The organism is Paraferrimonas sp. SM1919, from assembly GCF_010993985.1.
Classification (GTDB): domain Bacteria; phylum Pseudomonadota; class Gammaproteobacteria; order Enterobacterales; family Shewanellaceae; genus SM1919.
This window is the reverse complement of record NZ_WINH01000055.1, coordinates 1-1,419: the sequence shown is the minus strand read 5'-3', so window position 1 is coordinate 1,419 and position 1,419 is coordinate 1. Positions and strand designations below refer to the sequence as shown.

Genomic DNA, 1,419 nt, shown 5'->3' with positions numbered 1-1,419 from the left:
TTGTCGGCTGGTGTCGAGATTCACTCAACTGAACCGGCGGCCCGCGATTTACAGGCGTTCTCGGCGGAGCTGCCTGGCCAACTTTGAACTCTTGGTTCGCCTCTAGGGAACCGCTGATCAATGAAGTCGGCGAATGGAATCGCGAGTCATGCCATCTTGGTTTTTCGGATTGAGGAAGGGATGCTTCGATTCAGCACGGTTTTTCGCTGCTTTCGCACCTATCTTGGCGCGCTTTGCGCGCTCAGGACGCAATGCTCCCAGGACTGGCCAGCAACTGCCTCCTGGCGAGCACCAGATTGGCCAAACCAAACAGGCTGAACAGTTGCGCCGTGTTCTTGGCCAAGCCCTTGTAACGAACCTTGCGATGACCAAACAGATTCTTGATGACATGGAACGGATGTTCGACCCGAGCCCGAATCTGTGCCTTGGTTCGCTCCACCGCGATCAGCAAGTCCTTGATTGGGCCTTCGCGCATCGCTTTGATCTTGCCGCGCTTGATCGCGACATGCCACGTCGCTCGCTTGCCTTGCATCGCGTCGCGCTTCTCAACGCCGGTGTAGCCCGCATCGCCAAACGCATCCGTCTCGTGGCCATGCAGCAGCGCGTGGGCCTGCGACACATCGGACGCATTGGCTGCCGTGCCAACCACGCTGTGCACCAAGCCCGACGACGCATCGACTCCGATATGCGCCTTCATTCCGAAGTGCCACTCGTTGCCTTTCTTGGTCTGATGCATCTCCGGGTCGCGGCTCTTGTCGGCGTTCTTCGTCGACGGCGGCGCTTCAATGATGGTGGCATCCACGATCGTGCCTTCCTTCATCATCAGCCCCCGCTCGCACAGCATGATGCCGATCTCGTCGAACAGCTTTCGCGTCAAGTCGTGTTCGTTGAGCAGGCGTCGGAACTTCAACAGCGTGGTCGCATCCGGCACGTCCTCGACCGCCAGATCGATGCCGGCGAAGGCTCGCATCGCCATACTGTCGTGCAGCGCGTCTTCCAGACCTTCGTCCGACAGCCCGTACCACTGCTGCAGGAAGTAGATCCGCAGCATCCTCTCCAGACCAATCGGCGGGCGACCTCGCTCGCCTCTCGGATAGTGGGGCCCAATCGCCGACAGCAAGCGCTGCCACGGCACGACCTTCTCCATCTCTGCCAGGAAGCGCTGGCGTTTGGTCACGCGCTTCTTACCTGCGCTTTCCGCTTCTGCAAAGCTCATCTGCCGCTTCATCACTATGGCTCCGTTCCGTGAGCTACCTGCTACAACGGCCTCAGCTGCGTCAGCGATGACGGCTGAGACTGATAAATCAGCGTTTCCCTAGCAAAGCACTGCCTTCAGAAACTTGCCGGCATGGTCGATAGTTTCCTGATCCAGGAAAACAGGTATGTGCGAGAGTATGCGATGGTACGGTTCGCACGCCG

General features: G+C 59.0%; 1 protein-coding gene. It reads right to left on the bottom strand.

All coding sequences use genetic code 11. The annotated features are described in order from the left end of the window. Window positions 1–241: 241 nt before the first annotated feature. Entirely contained in the window at window positions 242–1,228 is a 987-nt protein-coding gene (locus GFB48_RS17085; RefSeq protein WP_003261205.1) for an IS5-like element IS1021 family transposase, read from the bottom strand. Between the last annotated feature and the right edge of the window lie 191 nt (window positions 1,229–1,419).

What these genes read in the sequence shown, in the direction of transcription:
- GFB48_RS17085 (WP_003261205.1), bottom strand. Translation starts at nt 1,228, where the DNA reads ATGAAGCGGCAGATGAGCTTTGCAGAAGCGGAAAGCGCAGGTAAGAAG.